This window comes from Nocardiopsis sp. EMB25, assembly GCF_026797795.1.
In the GTDB taxonomy this organism is placed as follows: domain Bacteria; phylum Actinomycetota; class Actinomycetes; order Streptosporangiales; family Streptosporangiaceae; genus Nocardiopsis; species Nocardiopsis lucentensis.
Genome location: NZ_JAMTDN010000001.1, coordinates 5,315,349 through 5,331,698 on the forward strand (window position 1 = coordinate 5,315,349; position 16,350 = coordinate 5,331,698).

17 protein-coding genes are annotated in these 16,350 nt (G+C 70.6%); 5 read left to right on the plus strand and 12 right to left on the minus strand.

Annotated elements, in window-relative coordinates:
- The first annotated feature begins 167 nt into the window (after nucleotides 1-167).
- Nucleotides 168-1,250, plus strand: a complete 1,083-nt coding sequence (gene hisC / locus KIK06_RS23570; protein ID WP_268645139.1) for a histidinol-phosphate transaminase — start codon at nucleotides 168-170, stop codon at nucleotides 1,248-1,250.
- A gap of 140 nt (nucleotides 1,251-1,390) precedes the next feature.
- Here the strand turns inward: hisC and KIK06_RS23575 are convergent, their stop codons facing one another.
- The 11 genes from KIK06_RS23575 to fbaA all read right to left on the minus strand — a co-directional run bounded on the left by KIK06_RS23575 (nucleotide 1,391) and on the right by fbaA (nucleotide 13,161).
- On the minus strand, nucleotides 1,391-2,656 hold the full coding sequence (locus tag KIK06_RS23575) for a hypothetical protein (RefSeq protein ID WP_017599140.1): 1,266 nt from the start codon (nucleotides 2,654-2,656) through the stop codon (nucleotides 1,391-1,393).
- 249 nt (nucleotides 2,657-2,905) lie between these two features.
- Nucleotides 2,906-4,201: a UDP-N-acetylglucosamine 1-carboxyvinyltransferase gene (gene murA / locus KIK06_RS23580; protein WP_268645140.1), complete on the minus strand. Its 1,296-nt coding sequence runs from the start codon at nucleotides 4,199-4,201 to the stop codon at nucleotides 2,906-2,908.
- Between the two features lie 374 nt (nucleotides 4,202-4,575).
- The gene (locus KIK06_RS23585; protein ID WP_268645141.1) at nucleotides 4,576-5,481 is read right to left on the minus strand and encodes a phosphoribosylaminoimidazolesuccinocarboxamide synthase; all 906 of its coding nucleotides are present in this window, start codon (nucleotides 5,479-5,481) and stop codon (nucleotides 4,576-4,578) included.
- Between the two features lie 10 nt (nucleotides 5,482-5,491).
- Complete coding sequence (purD, locus tag KIK06_RS23590; protein ID WP_017599143.1) at nucleotides 5,492-6,742, minus strand: phosphoribosylamine--glycine ligase; 1,251 nt, start codon at nucleotides 6,740-6,742, stop codon at nucleotides 5,492-5,494.
- A 48-nt stretch (nucleotides 6,743-6,790) separates the two neighbouring features.
- On the minus strand, nucleotides 6,791-8,074 hold the full coding sequence (locus tag KIK06_RS23595; RefSeq protein ID WP_268645142.1) for an adenylosuccinate synthase: 1,284 nt from the start codon (nucleotides 8,072-8,074) through the stop codon (nucleotides 6,791-6,793).
- 196 nt (nucleotides 8,075-8,270) lie between these two features.
- Nucleotides 8,271-8,687: a DUF3151 domain-containing protein gene (locus KIK06_RS23600; RefSeq protein WP_017599144.1), complete on the minus strand. Its 417-nt coding sequence runs from the start codon at nucleotides 8,685-8,687 to the stop codon at nucleotides 8,271-8,273.
- A gap of 27 nt (nucleotides 8,688-8,714) precedes the next feature.
- A complete protein-coding gene (locus KIK06_RS23605; RefSeq protein WP_268645143.1) occupies nucleotides 8,715-9,374 on the minus strand; it encodes a hypothetical protein in 660 nt (219 codons plus the stop codon).
- On the minus strand, nucleotides 9,362-10,675 hold the full coding sequence (locus KIK06_RS23610; protein WP_268645144.1) for an ABC transporter permease: 1,314 nt from the start codon (nucleotides 10,673-10,675) through the stop codon (nucleotides 9,362-9,364). Before KIK06_RS23610 ends, KIK06_RS23605 begins: the two co-directional genes overlap by 13 nt.
- On the minus strand, nucleotides 10,672-11,433 hold the full coding sequence (locus tag KIK06_RS23615; protein ID WP_268645145.1) for an ATP-binding cassette domain-containing protein: 762 nt from the start codon (nucleotides 11,431-11,433) through the stop codon (nucleotides 10,672-10,674). The genes KIK06_RS23610 and KIK06_RS23615 overlap by 4 nt, the downstream gene beginning before the upstream one ends.
- Before the next feature lie 74 nt (nucleotides 11,434-11,507).
- On the minus strand, nucleotides 11,508-11,912 hold the full coding sequence (locus tag KIK06_RS23620; RefSeq protein ID WP_268645146.1) for a hypothetical protein: 405 nt from the start codon (nucleotides 11,910-11,912) through the stop codon (nucleotides 11,508-11,510).
- A 226-nt stretch (nucleotides 11,913-12,138) separates the two neighbouring features.
- A complete protein-coding gene (gene fbaA, locus KIK06_RS23625; RefSeq protein WP_017599149.1) occupies nucleotides 12,139-13,161 on the minus strand; it encodes a class II fructose-bisphosphate aldolase in 1,023 nt (340 codons plus the stop codon).
- Between the two features lie 409 nt (nucleotides 13,162-13,570).
- Here fbaA and KIK06_RS23630 point away from each other — a divergent pair, with 409 nt between their 5' ends.
- Complete coding sequence (locus KIK06_RS23630; protein ID WP_017599150.1) at nucleotides 13,571-13,957, plus strand: RodZ domain-containing protein; 387 nt, start codon at nucleotides 13,571-13,573, stop codon at nucleotides 13,955-13,957.
- A 112-nt stretch (nucleotides 13,958-14,069) separates the two neighbouring features.
- Here KIK06_RS23630 and pyrE read toward each other — a convergent pair whose 3' ends face one another.
- Nucleotides 14,070-14,603: an orotate phosphoribosyltransferase gene (pyrE, locus tag KIK06_RS23635; RefSeq protein WP_017599151.1), complete on the minus strand. Its 534-nt coding sequence runs from the start codon at nucleotides 14,601-14,603 to the stop codon at nucleotides 14,070-14,072.
- A gap of 61 nt (nucleotides 14,604-14,664) precedes the next feature.
- Between pyrE and cutA the strand changes: the two genes are divergently transcribed.
- The 3 genes from cutA (at nucleotide 14,665) to KIK06_RS23650 (ending at nucleotide 16,345) form a co-directional block, all read left to right on the plus strand.
- Nucleotides 14,665-15,012 (plus strand): divalent-cation tolerance protein CutA, encoded by a 348-nt coding sequence (cutA, locus tag KIK06_RS23640; RefSeq protein WP_268645147.1) that lies wholly within the window; start codon nucleotides 14,665-14,667, stop codon nucleotides 15,010-15,012.
- A complete protein-coding gene (locus KIK06_RS23645) occupies nucleotides 15,009-15,608 on the plus strand; it encodes a hypothetical protein (RefSeq protein ID WP_268645148.1) in 600 nt (199 codons plus the stop codon). Before cutA ends, KIK06_RS23645 begins: the two co-directional genes overlap by 4 nt.
- Before the next feature lie 83 nt (nucleotides 15,609-15,691).
- Nucleotides 15,692-16,345, plus strand: a complete 654-nt coding sequence (locus KIK06_RS23650; protein WP_268645149.1) for a GNAT family N-acetyltransferase — start codon at nucleotides 15,692-15,694, stop codon at nucleotides 16,343-16,345.
- Nucleotides 16,346-16,350 lie beyond the last annotated feature (5 nt).

A 16,350-nucleotide genomic window follows, 5' to 3' on the forward strand; every position in this document is an offset into this window, starting at 1 on the left:
CGGTGACCTGACCTGCCAAGATCCGCACGGAACCGGCGGGGCGATGACGCGAAAGCATGGTGCTATCTCCTCGTTTGTGCGATATTTCCGCTTGGGAGCGGTGATCAATCCGGGCGCGATATCGCTGATCGTGTCGCGGGGATAACACAAAGTATTGAGGAAGGACAATGGTGTCGGAGCCGAAATCGCCATATCTGCGGTCGGTGCTGGAGAGCATCCCCGCCTACAAGCCCGGCAGGAAGGTCGTCGGGCCCGACGGGCGGTCCATCAAGCTGTCCTCCAACGAGAGCCCCTTCGGGCCGCTCCCGTCCGTGCGCGAGGCCGTCGCCCAGGCGTCCGCGGAACTGAACCGCTACCCCGACCCGGGGGCTACCGCGCTCGTCACGGAGCTCGCCCGGCACCTGGGGGTCCCCGAGGAGCACGTGGCGCTGGGCGCCGGTTCGGTCGGCCTGCTCCAGCAGCTGCTGGAGGCCGTCGGCGAACCGGGCGCGGAGGTCGTCTACGCCTGGCGTTCCTTCGAGGCCTACCCGCTCCTGGCCGAACTGGCCGGGGTGACGTCGGTGCGCGTCCCCCTCCGGGACGAGACCCACGACCTCGACGCGATCGCCGACGCGATCACCGAGAGCACCCGGATGGTGCTGGTGTGCAACCCGAACAACCCCACCGGCACGACCGTGCCCGAGGGCGAGCTGCTCGCCTTCCTCGACCGGGTCCCCGAGCACGTCCTGGTCATCCTCGACGAGGCCTACCACGAGTACGTGCGTGACCCCCGGGTGCCGGACGGCGTCGAGCTGTACCGTGACCGCCCCAACGTCGCGGTGCTGCGGACGTTCTCCAAGGCCTACGGTCTGGCCGCGGTGCGCTTGGGCTACCTGGTCGCCCACCCGCACGTGGCCGCCGCCGCGCGCAAGACCCTCGTGCCGTTCGCCGTCAACCACCTGGCCCAGGCCGCGGGGATCGCCTCCCTCGCCGCCCGGGACGAGCTGATGGAGCGCGTTGAGGCCACGGTCGGGGAGCGCACCCGGGTGCGGGACGCGCTGATCGCCTCCGGGTGGACCGTTCCGCCGACCGAGGCCAACTTCGTGTGGCTGCGGGTCGGGGAGGACACGCTCGACTTCGCCGCCGAGTGCGCGAAGGTCGGTGTCTCGGTCCGCCCCTTCGAGGGTGAGGGGGCGCGCGTCAGCCTCGGTACGCCCGAGGAGAACGACGTGTTCCTCTCCGTCGCCACCGCCTACGCCGAGCGCCGCTAGGGCGTGTTTCTGAGAAGGGCCACCCGAACACGGTCCGAGGCGAAGCGGCGGGACCCGAAGAACACCGCTGGTCGGTAGGACGCCGACGGGGGCGCCCTCCGGCGGAGGGCGCCCCCGAGTGGGCTGGGGACGGGCCGTGGCTACTTGCCCGCGGCGTCCTTGTCGAGCTTCTCCACGATCAGCCGGTACAGCTGGCGGGGGCGGCCCGGTTGGAGGGTGCGGTTGGGCGGCAGCGGCCACGCCAGCCCCTCCTCCACCAGGGTCCGCAGGAGCCGCCGGGCGGTACGTGAGGTGACACCGAGCATGCGGCCCGCGTTCTCCGCGTCGACGACCAGGGGGCCGTCCTCCTCAGCGATCTTCTCCGACAGCCGAATCAGCGTCTCCCGGCCCTTGGTCCGCAGCGGTTCGGAGGACTGCCGTGCGGGCGCGCGCTGGGCTGGGACCAGGGAACGACCCTCACGGTCCACCGCGAAGCTCTGACGCGACGCCTGAGCGCGGTTCAGGGCCGCGCGAGCGTGGGCCTCGGCGTCCTGGGTGGTGCGCCCCATGCCGATCCCGACCTCGATCGCGATCCCCAGCTCCGCCTTGATCCGCTCCACGAACGGCGGCTGCCGGAACCCCTCGGTCGCGGTGACCAGGGAGCCGCGGGTCGCGGTGATCATGAACGAATGGTCGTCCAACCGGTGCGCCGTCGCGTTGATCCGGTGGGCCTCCTGGAGCAGTAGCCGGTGCAGCGACAGGCGCAGCTCCTCCCGCCAGTACCGGGGGGTGGACCGCCGCGAGGAGTCGCGCAGCGTGGGCACGTCGACCACGACCACACCCAGCTGTGCCTCCTCCAGCCGGTGGTGTGCTCCCAGAAGCCCGGCGGTCTGGAGGGCGCTGCGCACACCCGCGTTGGTGGGCCGCAGCCGGACCACGGGGACGCCGATCGCCTCCAGCCGCTCGGCCACACCGCGCACGCACGTGATCGCCATCTTGGTGGCCTTGCGCCGCCACAGCCCCTCGTGGAAGGAGGTCAGCTGCGCGGTGTTGGTGAGCTCCTCGTGCACGTGGATCCCGTCCACGGGGAGGTCGACCTCGGAGTAGGCCTCCACGACGTCGGCGCGGCTGAGCACGTCCAGGCTGGCTCTGGTCGGGTCGTAGCGGTCGTCAAGTGTCGCTCGGAGCAGGGCCTCGTGCAGGCTCGCCCCGCCGAGCGGCACGAAGGTGGCGGGCATCGTCAGGACCCCGGCCTTGCGTGCGAACTCGTAGGGGACAGGGCTGGCGAACAGATAGGCGTCGATCGCCGAACCCAGCCTGACGACCTTGTCCGTCGCCTCTTGCTCATCTCGGTACGCGGCGGCGATGAGTCTGGCGTTGAGGGGTCCCGTGGACCCCGGACCCATGAGCATGACCCGTTCGACCACCTCATGGGGCCCTATGACGCCGATCGTCAAATCGCCAGTACGCTGGGCACTCACCTCGGGTTGCTCCCCGCTACCATTCCACGCTCTTCACTATGTGCGCCCACTGGTTTCCCGACCCGATCTCTGTCACGGCATGATTGCCGAGATCGTACCCATTGTGCGGGGCCAAAGAAGATCGTTTTCCATATCAACGCCGAAAGCCCGGGTGGGGGCGACCCCCCACCCCGGCTTGAACTGCGCCTTCGGCTCCTACGAGACGGTGATACGCTCCACGTCGCCGCCGAGCGCGGCGAGCCGCGTCGCGAACTGGGAGTGACCGCGGTCCACCAGATAACCAGGCGCCACGATTGTCTCACCTTCGGCGACCAGTCCTGCGAGGACCAGTGCCGCGCCGGTGCGGAGGTCGTGGGCGATGACCTCGGCACCGCGCAGGTGGGTGGACCCGTGCACGATGGCGCGGGTGCCCTCCACCTCGATCTTGGCGCCCATCTTGTTGAGCTCGTCGGCCAGGGCGAAACGGCCGTCGTAGATGGCCTCGTGGATGTAGCTCTCACCCTCGGCCAGCGTCGCCAGGGCCATCAGCGGCGACTGGAGGTCGGTCGCGAAGCCGGGGAACGGCGAGGTGACCGCGTTGATCGGGCGGAGCTGGACGGAGGGGTCCCGCTGGACGTGCAGGACGGCGCCCTCCTGGGAGAAGCCGACCCCCATCTGCTCGAGTTTCCAGCGGGCCACGCCGAGGTGGTCCAGCTGGGCGCCGACCAGGCTGACCTCGCCACCGGTGGCGGCGACGGTCATCGCGAAGACACCGGCGTCGATGCGGTCGGACATGATCGTGTGCTCGACGGCGGTGAGCTCCTCGACGCCCTCGACCGTGATCAGACCGGTGCCGCCACCGGTGATCTTCGCGCCCATGGCGGACAGGAACTCGATGACGTCCAGGACCTCGGGCTCCAGGGCCGCGTGCTCGATCACCGTGGTGCCGGGGGCCAGGACCGCGGCCATGATGAGGTTCTCGGTACCCGTGTGGGACGGGGTGTCGAGGTAGAGGCGGCCGCCGCGGAGGTTGCTGGCCTCGACGTTGATGTGGTTGCGCTCGGGGTCCTCGGTGACCTCGGCGCCCAGGCGCGCGAAGCCCCGGTAGTGGAAGTCCAGGTTGCGGCTGCCCAGGTTGCAACCGCCGACGCCCTCGATACGGGCGCGGCCGGTGCGGTGCATCAGCGCCGGGACGAAGAGCACGGAGCCGCGGAAGCGGGCCGCGATGTCGGCGGGCAGGACGGCGCGCTCGGGGTCGTTCAGACCGGAGGCGTCGATGACGACGGTCCGCTCGGCCTCATGGAACTCAACCTTGGCGCCCACGTGCTCGGCGAGCTCGAGTGCCCGGTAGACGTCCTCGATGACCGGGACGTTGCGCAGCACCGTACGGCCCTTCGCCGCGAGAAGGGCGGCGCCGATCATCGGCAGGACGGCGTTCTTCGCGCCCTGGATGAACGCCGTTCCGCTGAGGGGGCGTCCGCCGCGGACGCGGTAACGAACCTCCTGGCCCATGCTCTTGTGCTCCTTTGTGAGGCAGATGTGAAAAAAGGGTCGCCCTCGTCGGGCTTCGCTTGTATGCGGTTTGGACGCGGGTGGCCCCTCGAACGTTGCGACCGTCTTGCGCGTGACCTGCGTGGCCAGTGAACCGGTGGTTCGCGACGACTCTATAGCACCCACCCGCGTGTACCGGCCCAGAACGTGGTATACCCGCAGATCGCGGATAGAGTCCCGGCAAATCACCAAAGTGGCATAAGTCTGACGGAAGAGACCAGGGTGGGGGTAGCGCCTCGGGCGATGTTCCAGCGCCCGGACACGACCTCACCACCATACGTGCTCCGTGGGGCGCAGGCCGCGCCGCGTGCGCCGAATCACGCACGCGCCGCACGTCACAGCTCGGGTTTGGTGCCGGTCAGACGCTCGTGGATCTCGACGTAGCGGCTCAGGGTGCGCTCCACCACCTCGGCCGGAAGTTCCGGTGGCGGGGTGTCCGACGCCCGGTCCCACCCGGAGGCGGGAGAGGTCAGCCAGTCGCGCAGGATCTGCTTGTCGAAGGAGGGTTGCGGACCGCCGGGGGCCCACGCGTCGGCGGGCCAGTAGCGGGAGGAATCGGGGGTGAAGACCTCGTCCGCCAGCACCAGCCGACCGCCGGAGTCCCGTCCGAACTCGAACTTGGTGTCGGCCAGGAGGACGCCGCGCTCGCGGGCGACCTCCCGACCCCGGCGGTACACCGCCAGGGTGAGGTCGCGCAGCTCCGCGGCGAGTTCCGCCCCGTGCCGCTCCGCCACGACCTCGAACGAGACGTTCTCGTCGTGGTCACCGACCTCGGCCTTGGTCGCGGGGGTGAAGATCGGTTCGGGGAGCTCCGACCCGTCCGTCAGCCCCTCGGGGAGGGGCACGCCGCAGACCGTGCGGTCGGCACGGTACTCGGCCAGGCCGGAACCCGCCAGGTAGCCGCGCGCCACGCACTCGACCGGCACCATGTCCAGCCGCTCGCACACGAGCGTCCGCCCGGCCCAGGACGCGGGCGCGCCCGCGGGCGGGACGTCGGAGACGACGTGGTTCGGGACCAGGTCCGCCAACTGGTCGAACCACCACAGGGACAGCTGCGTGAGCAGGCGCCCCTTACCGGGGATCTCCGTGGGCAGGACCCAGTCGTAGGCCGAGACCCGGTCGCTGGCGACCATGACGAGCCGGCCGTCGGCGGTCGCGTACAGATCGCGGACCTTGCCGGTGTGCAGGTGGGTCAGCCCCTCCACCTCGACGTGCGGGGGCTGGACGACGAAGCCGCTCATCGGATGCCCCCTACAGCTGCGCCGCGGCGCGCTCGGCGATGTCGGCCCGGTAGAACGAGCCGCGCAGCTCGATCCGGCTCACCGCCTCGTACGCCCGCTCACGGGCCTGCCGCAGGTCGGCGCCGGTGCCGACCACGTTGAGGACGCGTCCGCCGTTGGACTTGACGTCGCGCGCCCCGTCCCAGTCGGTGCCCGCGTGCAGGACGTAGGCGCCGTCCAGGGCGTCCGCCGCGTCCAGACCGCCGATGATGTCGCCCTTGACCGGGTCGCCGGGGTAGTTCTCCGCCGCCACGACCACGGTGACCGCCGCGCCGGGCTTCCACTGGAGCGAGCCGATGGAGCCCAGGCCACCCGTGTCGGTGGCCTGGAGGACCGCGCCGATCGGCGTCGCCAGACGGTCCAGCACGACCTGGGTCTCCGGGTCGCCGAAGCGCGCGTTGAACTCCACCACACGCGGTCCGCGCGAGGTGAGCGCCAGTCCCACGTACAGCAGGCCCTGGTAGCGCATGCCGCGCCGGTTCATCTCCATGAGGGTCGGCCGGACGACCGACTCCATGACCTCGTCCACCAGACCCGCCGGAGCCCAGGGCAGCGGCGCGTAGGCGCCCATCCCCCCGGTGTTGGGGCCCTGGTCGCCGTCGTAGGCGCGCTTGAAGTCCTGGGCGGGCAGCAGCGGGAGCGCGTGGGCGCCGTCGCTGAGCACGAACAGCGACACCTCGGGGCCGTCGAGGAACTCCTCGATGACCACGCGGCCGCACTCCCGCGCGTGCTGCTCGGCGGCGGCCCGGTCCTCGGTGACGACGACGCCCTTGCCCGCGGCCAGGCCGTCGTTCTTGACGACGTAGGGGGCGCCGAACTCGTCGAGGGCCTCCGAGACCTGGCTCGCGTTGCGGCACACCCGCGCCTTGGCGGTGGGCACCCCGGCGGCCTCCATGACCTCCTTGGCGAACGCCTTGGAGCCCTCCAGCCGCGCGGCCTCCTGGTCGGGGCCGAACACCGGGATGCCGCGGTCGCGCAGCGCGTCCGCCACCCCGGCCACCAGCGGGGCCTCGGGGCCGATGACGACCAGTTCGGCGCGGACGCGCGCGGCCAGCTCGGTCACGGCCAGGCCGTCGGTCACGTTGATCACGTGGTTCTCGGCCAGGTCCGAGATGCCGGGGTTGCCCGGTGCGCAGTGAATACTGGTGACACCCGGGTCAAGGGACAGAGCGCGGACGAGTGCGTGCTCGCGGCCTCCGCCGCCGAGAACGAGGGCTTTCACTACAGGGGCCTCTTCGTGTTGAAGGCGGACTGACTGTGCGGCGTCGGATCAGACGAGGGAACGCAGTTCGAGCGTCTCGTCGCGGCCCGGGCCGACACCGATGGCGGAGATCGGTGCTCCGGCCATCTCCTCAAGGGTACGCACGTACCGCTGGGCGTTCTTGGGCAGATCCTCGAAACTGCGAGCTCCCGTGATGTCCTCGGTCCAGCCGTCGAGGTACTCGTACACCGGGGTGGCGTGGTGGAAGTCCGTCTGGGTCATCGGGATCTCGTCGTGGCGCACCCCGTCGACGTCGTAGGCGACGCAGACCGGGATGCGGTCGAGGCCGGTGAGGACGTCGAGCTTGGTGAGGAAGAAGTCCGTGACGCCGTTGATCCGGGTGGCGTAGCGCGCGATCGGCGCGTCGAACCAGCCGCAGCGGCGGTCGCGGCCGGTGGTGACGCCGTACTCACCGCCCTGCGTGCGCAGCCACTGGCCCTGCTCGTCGTGGAGTTCCGTGGGGAAGGGACCGGAGCCGACGCGGGTGGTGTAGGCCTTGAGGATGCCGACCACCTTGGTGATGCGGGTGGGGCCGATGCCCGCTCCGGCGGCCGCGCCGCCCGCGGTGGGGGAGGACGAGGTCACGAACGGGTAGGTGCCGTGGTCGATGTCCAGGAGCGTGCCCTGGGAGCCCTCCAGGTAGACCGTCTTGCCCTCGTCCAGCGCCCGGTTGAGGATGAGCGAGGTGTCGGCGACGAACGGGCGCAGGCGCTCGGCGTAGCCCAGGTACTCCTCGAGGATCGGCTCGACCTCGAGGCCGCGCCGGTTGAACACCTTGGTGAGGAGCTGGTTCTTGTCGTTGAGGGACAGCTCGATCTTCTTGCGCAGGATCTTGGGGTCGAACATGTCCTGCACGCGCACGCCCTGGCGGGAGACCTTGTCGGCGTAGGTGGGGCCGATACCGCGGCCGGTGGTGCCGATCCGGGCCTTGCCGAGGAAGCGCTCGCTGACCTTGTCGAGGGCCCGGTGGTAGGGCATGATCAGGTGCGCGTTGGCGGAGATGAGCAGCCGGGAGGTGTCCACTCCGCGTTCGTTGAGCCCCTCGAGCTCCTCCAGCAGGACACCGGGGTCGACGACGACGCCGTTGGCGATGACGGGCACCACGTTCGGGGAGAGGATGCCGGACGGCAGGAGGTGCAGGGCGTACTTCTGGTCGCCGATGACCACCGTGTGACCGGCGTTGTTGCCACCCTGGTAGCGCACCACGTAGTCCACGCGGTCGCCGACAAGGTCGGTCGCCTTGCCCTTGCCCTCGTCGCCCCATTGGGCTCCCACGAGCGTGATCGCCGGCATTGTCTCAACCTCTTCGCTCGACGCCTGACCGAGGCTTTCCCACCCCGAACATGGATGAACCCCTGGCGCAAGGCAGCGACAGGGGCCGTTGCGTATTGAGGGTACACGACCAGTGGTTCCGGGTTCGGGGTGGTGATGTCCACAGGGTGTGGACGGCGTGGAGTGTCCTTCGTCCACACCCTGTGGATACGCGGGTTCAGGCCTTGAGCGCCTCGGCGGCCTCGGCGCTGGACTCGCGCAGGAAGGTCGAGCAGCGCTCGGCCTCCTCCGTCTCACCGATCTCACCGGCGGCCGTGCCGAGCGCGTGCAGGGCGCGCAGGAAGCCCTGGTTCGGCTCGTGGTCCCAGGGGATCGGCCCGTGGCCCTTCCAACCCGCGCGGCGGAGCTGGTCCAGGCCCCGGTGGTAGCCCGTGCGCGCGTACGCGTAGGCGGTCACCGGCTGGCCCTGGGCGAGGGCGTTCTCCGCGAGGAGGGCCCAGGCGGCGGAGTAGGACGGGAACCGACCCGCGACCGGAGTGGGGTCGTCGGCCGCGGCCAGCGCCTCGCGGGCGTCAGCGTCGTCGGGCAGGCGGGTGGCGGGCGGTTCGCCCAACAGGTTCTGGTGCAGGTTCATGGGCCCAATCCTGCCATCGGGCGGGCCTCACCGCTCGGCCTCCGCCCTCAGATGCACGCGGGTGGTGGCGCCCCGGGTGGCGGCGTGGACGGCCACCGCCGCCAGGGCCGCCGTGACGGCCAGGCCGAACACCGTGCCCGGCGGCAGGAGTTCCGGGGCGACCCACCCGTCGCCGTCCGCGTACGCGTACGGGACCACCCGGTTCAGCCCGGGGGCGAGGTTGCAGGCGGCGGCGCCCGCGAACACGCCCGCCAGCACGGCGGCCCCCGCGACCACCGGGCCGAGGAAGGGGGTCAGCAGATACACGGCGGAAGCCGCGAACAGGACGTTCGTGACCATCAGCCACCGGTGGTCGACCGTCAACGCCGTGGGCAGGACGGCCAGGATCGCGAGTACGGGGAGCGCCACACCGACCGCGGCCACCGCTGCCGCGCGCAGCCGGGTGCGGACACCGCCCAGGCGCTCCCAGACCCACAGGCGGGGCCGGTTCCACCACGCTCCCGCCGAGGCCGCACACACGCACAACAGCTCCGCGACGGGGACGCGCTGCTCCTCGTGCGGCCAGTCGGCCACCGCCACCGGTACCACGGTGCCCGCCGCCGCCAGACCGAGCGCCGCGGCGGCCAGGGCGGTGAGTACGGCCCCGGCCATCGGCAGGAGCGAGGGGCGCGTGATCACGTTCGCCACGGCAGTTCCCCCGGATCCACGTCGCACGTCGACAGGCGTTCGGGGTTCCGCCGGATCCACTCCCGAACCCGCTCGGGGGCGGCTCCGGCGAACACTCCGTCGTCGACCGGTCCGTCTTCGTGGGCACGGGTGATCAACCAGGTCCGAAGGTCCGCAAGCACGGCGGCCCGGCGTGCTTCGGGCGGTGCGTCCGCCGCCAGACTGGCCACGCCGCCGGACCCGCAGCGGAACACATCGGGTACCAGCCACTCCGCGGCGGCCGAGGGCACCTCCTGTTCCGGCTCCCATCCCGGGTACACACGCAGCCATAGTGTTTGCTGATCCTGACTTAGCACCTCACCGTCGCTCTCGGCCAGGCTGAGGTCGCGGACCTCGTCGGGCGCCGCGTCCGCGAGGCCGTGTGCGTCGAAGATGGGGACGGAGAGGTCGGCGATCGTGGTGAGTTCGTCCCGGTGCCCCTCGTGGACGCAGTAGCGGACGCCCGCGCGCTCAGAGCAGACCTCGGTGCCGTCCCCGGCGTGGGCCAGGAGCGGGAACGGTCGCAGGTGCGGCAGGACGACGGCCACGGCCACGGCGGCGACGGCCAGGCCGTATCCGGCCGAGAATCGTCGCGGAGTCCGCAGCAGTGCCGCGACCGTCCACGCGAGCGCCACGGCCAGCAACAGGAAGAACCCGATCCGGTAGGGGCCGACGGCCGTGCTCTCCCGTGTGCCCAGGGAGGGGGAGACGGGCAGTTGGAGGGAGAGCGAGCTCCAGGCGTCCGAGACCAGGGGCAGGCTGGCGAGGAGGAACACCAGGCCGACCGCGACGGGGACGGCGAGCGGGCCGCGCAGCGTGACACCGCACAGGTAGCCGAACAGGGTCAGGGCGGCGAAGCCGGTCAGGGCGCCCGCGATGGCGGTCAGATCCGGGACCCCCGCTCCGTACGCGGCGACGGCGAGGGAGAGGGGTAGCAGCCCCACCAGGTAGGCGGTCAGGCACCAGCCCGTCACCACCGCACAGTGGCGCCATGGAACGTCCCGTTCCACGCGTGGTTGCCAGCGCTGGGCGAACACCAGGCCGGGCCGGGTGAATCGGGCGCCCACCAGGGCGGCGGCCCCCGCAGCCACCACGACGGGGAGTCGGGCCCGCGTGCCCACCTCCGCGGACAGGTACACCCAGTCGAGCGCCCGCCAGGACAGCTGGCTCCAGGTGTCGGCGAGGGTCAGCACGAGGATGAGCGCGGCCGGGACGAGGACGAACACCGGCGGCAGCGGCCAGAACAGGACCGAAGTCCGGGTTCGGGAGCAGGTGGATGTCATGCGCGTTCCCCGATCCGCGTGATCAGCCGGTCGTAGGCACGCTCGAAGCCGGAGCCGTAGGCGCTTCCCGCGGAGGTGTCCTCGATCATCGCCTCCAACTGGGGGAAGGTTCCGTGGAACTCGATCCGGCCTCCCGCCAGCACGCCGATCCGCGAACACAGGTGGGCGACGTCCTCGATGAGGTGGGTGGAGACCAGGACGGTCCGGTCCCGGCCGAGCCGGGCGACGACTTCGCGGACACGCAGCCGCTGCCCGGGATCGAGCCCCGCCGTGGGCTCGTCCAGGACCAGGACTCCGGGGTCGTGGGCGAGCGCGGCCGCGATGCCGACCCGCTGCCGCTGGCCTCCGGACAGCGTCCGGGTGCGGTGCCGGGCGAGATCGGCGAGATCGACCAGCTCCAGGGCCCGCAGGGCCGCCGCCCCGCACTCCCGCCGACTCAGGCCGTGTGCCCAGGCCGCGTAGGCGACCGTGTCCGCCACGGTGAGTTCACCGGCGAGGGAGAAGCGCTGGGGCACGAACCCCAACGCCCTCCGCGCGCCTTCCCGTCCACCCGCGGTGGCCAGGTCGTGGTCACCGACGAGGAACCGTCCGCCTCTGACCGGGAGCAGCGTCACCAGGAGCGACAACAGGGTGGTCTTCCCCGACCCGTTGGGCCCGAGCAGTCCGGTGATACCGGGATCGACGGTCCAGGAGAGGCCATCCAGGACCCTTCTCCCACGCCGGTACCCGAAATTCAGGTCCTCAGCGGTGACGCGCATGGGCTCGTCCGTTTCCACTCTCGAACTCATGTGTTGGCCGGGGGATTTCGGTCGGGCTTTTTAGCCCGGATCGATCAGCATCGATTGACGCGCCCGGAAGACAGCTTGTTTCCGGTCGAACTCCGGATCTCGGTGAAGTACGTTCCGTTTCCCTCGCAGTTGCCGTGCGCCGTGAGATTTCCAGATGAGAAATTGGTCCTTGTGGTTTCGGCCACGGACGAATCGGGCCACGCACGACGGTGCTTACGGACCTCGACGGTGAGAGTCACCGTTCCGCTGCACTCCGTGCGCGACCCTGTCCCCGAGATGAGGTTCCCGTATTGGCCGGGGTTCGCGGCGCCGAGGCCGCACGCCGCGGCCGCCCGGTTGGCCACGGTGTCGGTTCCGGCCGACGCCGCCGTGGAGGCTCCGACGAGCGCGGTACCCACCGCCAGTACGCCGACCGCCAGGGTGCGCGTGATGCTGTTCCTGGTCTTCAATTTTCCTCATTCTCCGCCGAGGGGTAGGGGCGTTGAGAAGAATTCCCGGGCGCGCACCGCTGAAACGGGGGTGTGGACAACCTTCTTCCCGATGGGCGATTGGTCATGGTTTGTTGGGTAATGTGGCCAAGATATTCCGTGTATTTGAGCTCTGGACTGTGGAAAACCTGCGGAAAGCGCGAAGGGGGTTCGCGGGCGCACCCGCGAACCCCCTCGTCGGTCGGTCCTACTTCATCTTGTTGCCAGCGGACTTCAGCTGCTGGGCCGCCTCCACGATGCGCGCGGCCATGCCCGCCTCGGCCGCCTTGCCGTACGAGCGCGGGTCGTAGACCTTCTTGCTGCCGATCTCGCCGTCGACCTTCAGCACACCGTCGTAGTTGCGCATGATGTGGTCGACCACGGGACGGGTGTACGCGTACTGCGTGTCGGTGTCGATGTTCATCTTCACCACGCCGTACTCGATGGCCTCGTGGATCTCCTCCAGGGTCGAGCCGGAGCCGCCGTGGAACACGAAGTCGAACGGCTTGGCCTTGCCGTACTTCTGGCCCACCGCGTCCTGGGCCTCCTTGAGCACCTCCGGGCGCAGCTTCACGAAGCCCGGCTTGTAGGAGCCGTGCACGTTCCCGAAGGTCAGGGCCGTCATGTAGTAGCCCTTCTCGCCCAGGCCCAGGGCCTCGGCGGTACGCAGGGCGTCCTCGGGGGTGGTGTAGAGCTTCTCGTTGATCTCGCCGACGATGCCGTCCTCTTCGCCGCCGACGACACCGACCTCGATCTCCAGGATCGTGTTGGCGGCCTTCGACGCGGCCAGCAGCTCCTCGGCGATCTGGAGGTTCTCCTCGAGGTCGACGGCCGAGCCGTCCCACATGTGGGACTGGAACAGCGGCTCCTGGCCGCGGCCGACGCGCTCCTTGGAGAGCTCCAGGAGCGGCCGGACGAAGCCGTCGAGCTTGTTCTTGGGGCAGTGGTCGGTGTGGAGGGCGACGTTCACGGGGTACTTGTCGGCGACCACGCGCGCGAACTCGGCGAAGGCGACGGAACCGGTGACCATGTCCTTGACCGAGGCCCCGGAGAGGAACTCGGCGCCGCCGGTGGAGATCTGGACGATGCCGTCGGTCTCCGCCTCCGCGAAGCCGCGGAGGGCGGCGTGGAGCGTCTGGCTCGAGGTCACGTTGATCGCCGGGTAGGCGAAGCCCTGGGACTTCGCGCGGCTCAGCATCTCGGTGTAGACCTCGGGGCTGGCGATGGGCATGCTTACTCTCCCTGGAATCGGCCTGGAGCGAGCGGCCGCCGGTCCTTCGCCCGGCGGCACCCCACGTGCGTTGCCCCGGTGGAGGCCGGCCGCCGGGGGGATGGCCCATGGGGAGGGCCGCGTCCGGGGGTGTCCACCAGGTGTGAATCCAGTATCCCGAATGTGCGGAGCCGTTCAACAGGTCTAGACCAAATTGACCCAAAGTAGGCACGTAAGCGCAGTTCGTGGGCTTGCTTCTCGGAAGCCGCGTCCAGCACGGACTTCGGATCGTGCGCGATGCGTACGAGAGTGGCCGGATTGATGATCACGTGAGGTATTCGGGCGTCTGCTGTCGCTTTTTGCCGTGATACACGCTACATTCAACGCCGTGGGAAGGCACAGGAATGATCCGCGCGGCGTTGGCCAGGTGATGGCCATCGTCGGAGCCGTCCTGCTCCTGGTCGCTCTGGTGGCCCTCGGAGGTTATTTCCTCTATCGGTCGCTGCCGAGTGACGGCGCCAGCGTCAGCGCCAACGCGTCGGGAGCCTCCTCCGACGGGGAGGAACCGGAGAACATGGGCGTGCTCTACGTGCGCGTCATCGGCGAGTCCAGCAACGTCTTCGTCCGGGAACCCGGCGGGGACGTCCTGCACGATCAGGTGATCAGGCAGGGCAGCTCCATCACCTACGCCGAGGCGCCCGAGGCGGGCCTCGAGGTCACCATCGAGGATCCCGCCGCGGTCGAGGTCTTCGTCAACGGCAACCAGCGCGACATCTCCGACCGCAGTGAGGGCTACACCTTCACCATCGACGGCTGACCACGCGTCGACGGCGGGGCCGTCGACCCCGCCGTCGGAACGCTCCGCGCCGGATACGGAGACACTCGTGCGCGTCGACCCGTGACCGGGTCGACGGAACCGGTACCTGGGCTCAGAGGTCCAGGTCGGAGGCCTCGAACACCGCCCGGTACTCCAACCCCTCCTTGGTCACGCGCTCACGCGCGCCGCGGTCCATGATCAACGCGACCGCCACGACCTCGGCGCCCGCCTCCCGGAGCGCCTCCACGGCCGTCAGCACCGAGTTGCCCGTGGTCGAGGTGTCCTCCAGGGCGAGGACGCGCCGCCCCTTCACGTCGGGGCCCTCGATCCGGCGCTGGAGGCCGTGCGCCTTGCCCGCCTTGCGCACCACGAAGGCGTCCAGCCTGCGGCCGCGCGCGTGGGCGGCGTGCAGCATCGCGGTCGACACCGGGTCGGCTCCCAGGGTCAGCCCGCCCACGGCGTCGAACTCCAGGTCCGCGACGTTGTCCAACATGACCGAGCCGACCAGCGGCGCGGCCTCCCCGTCCAGCGTCACCCGGCGCAGGTCGACGTAGTAGTCGGCCTCCATTCCGGAGGACAGGGTCACCTTCCCGCGGACGACCGCCTTATCGTTGATCTGACGCAGGAGTTCATCACGTTCGCTCATGATCAGTGAGCCTAGAACACCGGGCGGCCCGGCGCGGACGCCGCCGTCCAGGTGAGGAGGGGTGGCCGTGCCAGGACCCGAGGGCATCGTCCGGGTGGAGACCACCGTTGACAGCCGGGAGGGCGCCGAACGGGTGGCACGGTCGCTGATCGAGCACCGTCTCGCCGCGTGCGCTCAGGTCAGCGGACCGATCACCAGCTTCTACCGCTGGGAGGGCGAGGTCCAGACCGACGAGGAGTGGATGGTGGTCGCCAAGACCTCCGCCGATCGGGTGGACGGTCTCACCGCGCACGTGGTGGAGGTGCACCCCTACGACGTCCCCGAGGTCGTCGCCGTCCCGGTCACCGGAGGCAACGCGTCGTATCTGGCGTGGGTGGGAGACGAGACGCGGGGTGGCGGCACCGCGTGATCGCCGTCCTTCTTCCCCCACCCCTCGGACGTCCCTCACGCCTCCCCCGCCTCGCGGAGCGGCTGGCCGACCGGGGCGTCACCCCCATCCGGCCGGAGACGGGCGGAGACGAGACACCGCCGCACGCGGCCCGCTACGTGGCACGCGCCAGCATGGAGATCAATCGTCTGGTGGCCGCGGCGAGTCCGGTCGCCCTGGTCGGCGAGGGTGACGCGGGCCCCCTCGTCGGCGCGGTGGGCGCGGCGCAGCGGGCCGCGCACCGGCCGGTGTTCGGGTACGTCCTGGTGGACGCGCTCCTGCCCCAACCGGGCAGCCCCACCCGTGCGGAACTGGAGCGGGCCCAGAGCCCGGAGGGCGCGGTGGGCGACGGGGGAGAGGGCCGCCGGTCGGGCGAGCCTCCCGCCTACCGGTCCGAGCGCCTGCCGATGGTCGCGGACTGGCCCGACGCTCCGTGCGGCTACCTGCTCACCGATCCGTCCCGCGCGCACGTGGCGCGCCTCGCCCGGATGCGCGGCTGGACGGTGCGCGAGACCGCGCCGGAGGAGGCCGCCGAGGCCCTGCGGGAGCTGCTGACCGAGCTGCGGGGGACGGGCTGAGGGACGCCGCTCCGGGCGGGACGGGCGGTCGGGTGCGCGAAAACCAGGTGACGCGCGGGTTCCGTGGGGCGGAGAATCGGCGCATGCTGAGCACCTACTTCCCACCGATGGGACTGCGCCTGACCACCCCGCGACTCGAACTGCGGCTGCCCGGCACGGAGGACCTCGGGCGACTGGCGCAGACCGCCGCCGGCGGGATCCACGAGACGGATGCGATGCCCTTCGCCGAGCCGTGGACCGACGGGACCCCGACCGAGGTGGGGCTCAGGGCGGTGCAGTACAACCTGGCACGGATGGCCGAGGTGGGGCCGAAGAAGTGGAGCCTGAACCTCGTCGTGGTCCATGAGGACACCGTGCTCGGGATCCAGGACATCGGGGCACGGGACTTCGCGATCACCCGCCAGGTGAGCACCGGGTCGTGGCTGGGGCGCCGCCACCAGGGACGGGGGTTCGGAACCGAGATGCGCGCGGCCGTGCTGCACCTGGCGTTCGCGGAGCTGGGCGCGGTGGCGGCGGAGACGGCGGTGTTGGAGGGGAACACGGCCTCGGAGCGGGTGTCGCGCAAACTCGGGTACCGGCCGAACGGCGCCTCACTGACGGCGGTGCGCGGTCAGGCCGTCGTGGAACACGGGTACAGACTGACCAGGCAGGACTGGGAGAAGCACCGCACGGTACCGGTCACCGTGACGGGGTTGGAGCCGTGCCTGCCGCTCCTCGGCCTGGCGGCGGCCGAGTAGGCGGT

Excerpts from the sequence above, each read along its gene's own strand:
- hisC (WP_268645139.1), top strand. The coding sequence starts at position 168 with ATGGTGTCGGAGCCGAAATCGCCATATCTGCGGTCGGTGCTGGAGAGC.
- murA (WP_268645140.1), bottom strand. The coding sequence starts at position 4,201 with ATGGGCCAGGAGGTTCGTTACCGCGTCCGCGGCGGACGCCCCCTCAGC.
- KIK06_RS23585 (WP_268645141.1), bottom strand. The coding sequence starts at position 5,481 with ATGAGCGGCTTCGTCGTCCAGCCCCCGCACGTCGAGGTGGAGGGGCTG.
- KIK06_RS23595 (WP_268645142.1), bottom strand. The coding sequence starts at position 8,074 with ATGCCGGCGATCACGCTCGTGGGAGCCCAATGGGGCGACGAGGGCAAG.
- KIK06_RS23600 (WP_017599144.1), bottom strand. The coding sequence starts at position 8,687 with ATGAACCTGCACCAGAACCTGTTGGGCGAACCGCCCGCCACCCGCCTG.
- KIK06_RS23610 (WP_268645144.1), bottom strand. The coding sequence starts at position 10,675 with ATGACATCCACCTGCTCCCGAACCCGGACTTCGGTCCTGTTCTGGCCG.
- KIK06_RS23615 (WP_268645145.1), bottom strand. The coding sequence starts at position 11,433 with ATGCGCGTCACCGCTGAGGACCTGAATTTCGGGTACCGGCGTGGGAGA.
- fbaA (WP_017599149.1), bottom strand. The coding sequence starts at position 13,161 with ATGCCCATCGCCAGCCCCGAGGTCTACACCGAGATGCTGAGCCGCGCG.
- KIK06_RS23630 (WP_017599150.1), top strand. The coding sequence starts at position 13,571 with ATGGCCATCGTCGGAGCCGTCCTGCTCCTGGTCGCTCTGGTGGCCCTC.
- pyrE (WP_017599151.1), bottom strand. The coding sequence starts at position 14,603 with ATGAGCGAACGTGATGAACTCCTGCGTCAGATCAACGATAAGGCGGTC.
- KIK06_RS23650 (WP_268645149.1), top strand. The coding sequence starts at position 15,692 with ATGCTGAGCACCTACTTCCCACCGATGGGACTGCGCCTGACCACCCCG.